The organism is Polaromonas sp. P1_G4 (assembly GCF_056405475.1).
The window spans coordinates 1-2,578 of sequence record NZ_JBFUCA010000567.1 but is presented as its reverse complement, the minus strand read 5'-3'; the positions used below and the strand labels follow the sequence as shown (position 1 = coordinate 2,578).

At 63.4% G+C, this 2,578-nt stretch carries 3 protein-coding genes; 2 read left to right on the top strand and 1 reads right to left on the bottom strand.

The features are described 5' to 3' along the window. Positions 1-650: exodeoxyribonuclease III (locus AC1D1X_RS20575; protein WP_477699037.1), on the top strand; the 650-nt coding region annotated here is incomplete at its 5' end. Between the two features lie 67 nt (positions 651-717). Here AC1D1X_RS20575 and AC1D1X_RS20570 read toward each other — a convergent pair. Further along, the gene (locus AC1D1X_RS20570) at positions 718-1,770 is read right to left on the bottom strand and encodes a quinone-dependent dihydroorotate dehydrogenase (protein WP_477670953.1); all 1,053 of its coding nucleotides are present in this window, start codon (positions 1,768-1,770) and stop codon (positions 718-720) included. 134 nt (positions 1,771-1,904) lie between these two features. On the opposite strand from AC1D1X_RS20570, the gene rpiA reads away from it, so the two are divergent. Beyond that, positions 1,905-2,576, top strand: a complete 672-nt coding sequence (rpiA, locus tag AC1D1X_RS20565) for a ribose-5-phosphate isomerase RpiA (protein WP_477671220.1) — start codon at positions 1,905-1,907, stop codon at positions 2,574-2,576. Positions 2,577-2,578: the final 2 nt, after the last annotated feature.

The following is a 2,578-nucleotide window of genomic DNA, read 5'->3' as shown; positions in this document are numbered from 1 at the left end:
GTGAGGCGCCGGTTGAAATACGGCGTGAGCTGCCCGGCGATGCGTCAGATGACCAAAGCCGCTACCTGGAGGCCGCAGTAGACGGAATCATTGTGGCCTGCCTGTACCTGCCCAACGGCAACCCGCAGCCAGGCCCCAAGTTTGACTACAAGCTGGCCTGGTTTGAGCGCCTGCACCGGCATGCGCTGGCGCTCTGCGGTTCGGGCCACCCGGTTGCGCTGGCCGGTGACTTCAACGTGGTGCCGACCGACTTTGATATCTACAACCCCAAGTCCTGGCGCAAGGACGCCTTGTTGCAGCCCGAAAGCCGGGCGGCCTATGAAAAGCTGTTGGGGCAAGGGTGGGTAGACAGCCTGCGGCATTTGCACCCGCAAGAGCGCATCTACACCTTCTGGGATTATTTCCGCCAGCACTGGCAGCGCAACGCGGGCTTGCGCATCGACCATATCCTGTTGAATGCAGAACTGGCGCCGCGCCTGAAGGCCGCCGGGGTAGACAGTTGGGTGCGCGGGCAGGAACATGCCAGCGACCATGCGCCGGTGTGGGTGGAGCTGGGGGTGGCGCGTAAAGCTGTGGGCGCGGTGAAGAAGAAGGTGGCCAAAGTGGCCAGGCCGCGAGCGGCAGCGGTGCCGCGCAAAAAAGCTCCGTAAGCCAATGCCGTACCTTACGGATTCGTTGCTATTAATTCAATAGCTGCTTGCGCAAGTCCCTATTGGTCTAGCGGCTGTTTTTGATCGCAGTCGCGGCGTCGGTGACCAGTTCGGGGCCTTTGTAGATGAGGCCGGTGTAGATCTGCACGACATCGGCGCCAGCCTTGATCTTGGAGACGGCGTCCGCACCGCTCATGATGCCGCCCACGCCGATGATGGGAAAGCCTTTGCCGAGTGCCGCGCGCAGCTGGCCGATGACGCGGTTGCTGGCTTCCAGCACCGGCGCGCCGCTCAGGCCGCCGGCTTCTTCGGCATGGCGCATGCCTTTCACGGCGTCGCGGCTCAGCGTAGTGTTGGTGGCGACGACGCCGTCCATGGCGTGGCGCTTGAGCGTGGCGGCAATCACATCGACCTGGGCATCATCGAGGTCGGGCGCGATCTTCACAAAAATCGGCACGCGCTTGCCGTGCTGTTTGGCCAGGGTCTCGCGGCGTTCGGCGATGCGGCCGAGCAGGGCGTCCAGGGCTTCGTCGCTTTGCAGGGCGCGCAGGTTTTTGGTGTTGGGGCTGGAGATGTTGACGGTGACGTAGTCGGCGTGCGGGTAGACACCGTCCAGGCAGGTCAGGTAGTCGTCGACGGCGTTTTCAATCGGCGTAGCAGCGTTTTTGCCGATGTTCAGGCCCAGCAGCAGGGTGTTTTGCGCGCCTTGCTTGCGCACGCTGGATCGCTGCACATTGGCCAGAAAAGCGGCCAGCCCTTCATTGTTAAAGCCCAGGCGGTTGATGAGCGCGTTGGCTTCGGTGAGGCGGAACATGCGCGGCTTGGGGTTGCCCGGTTGGCCCAGAGGGGTGACGGTGCCCACTTCGACAAAGCCGAAACCCATGGCGGCCAGGCCGTCGATGCAGCGGGCGTTTTTATCGAGCCCGGCGGCCAGACCCACGCGGTTGGCGAATTTCAGGCCGGCCAGCTCGACGGGATCGCTCACGCGGTTGCCGCAGTAGGCCAGCGACAGCGGCGTGCCCTGGGTGCGCGCCAGCGAAGCCATGGTCAGCTCGTGGGCGGTTTCGGGGTCAAGCCCAAATAAAAAAGGGCGGGCCAGGGCGTAGGGAAGCAGGGACATTGGATAATTCGGCTGTTGGCGATGAGGCGATGAACCACCCGGGCAGGCCGGGCATGAGGCCTGATTGTCGCAAAACCCGTTTCGCCCCGGCCCGCCCGCCCCAAACACTCTTTAATACTTCCATGACCCAAGCCATGACCCAAGACGAACTCAAAACCCTGGTTGGCCAGGCGGCCCTGCACTATGTCGAGGAAGGCAGCATTGTGGGGGTGGGCACCGGCTCGACTGTCAACAAATTCATTGACGCGCTGGCCACCATGAAGGGGCGCATTGCCGGTGCCGTGTCGAGCTCGGTTGCCTCGACGGAACGCCTGCAGGCGCTGGGCATCAAGGTGTTTGACGCGACGGAGGTGGACGAGCTGGCGGTGTACATCGACGGCGCGGACGAAATCGACAACGCGGGTTATATGGTCAAGGGCGGTGGCGCAGCATTGACGCGCGAAAAGATCGTGGCGGCCCAGTCGCGCAAGTTTGTCTGCATTGCCGATGAGTCCAAGCTGGTGCAGGTGCTGGGCAACTTTCCGCTGCCCGTTGAGGTGATTCCGATGGCGGCCAGACGTATTGCGCGGCAGTTTGCGGCCATGGGCGGTACAGCCAACCTGCGGCTCAAGGACGGCAAGCCGCTGGTCACCGACAACGGCCAGCACATCCTGGACGTGACCGGCCTGAAGATCGCCGATCCGCTGGGTTTTGAGTCGCAGGTCAACCAGTGGCCGGGCGTGGTGACGGTGGGGGTGTTTGCCCACCAGAAGGCGCATGTCTGCTTGCTGGGTGCGCCGGGCGGGGTGAAGACACTGGTGTTTTAGGC

Bases quoted from the DNA above. Each gene is read 5' to 3' on its own strand.
- rpiA (WP_477671220.1), top strand. From the start codon at position 1,905: ATGACCCAAGACGAACTCAAAACCCTGGTTGGCCAGGCGGCCCTGCAC.
- AC1D1X_RS20570 (WP_477670953.1), bottom strand. From the start codon at position 1,770: ATGTCCCTGCTTCCCTACGCCCTGGCCCGCCCTTTTTTATTTGGGCTT.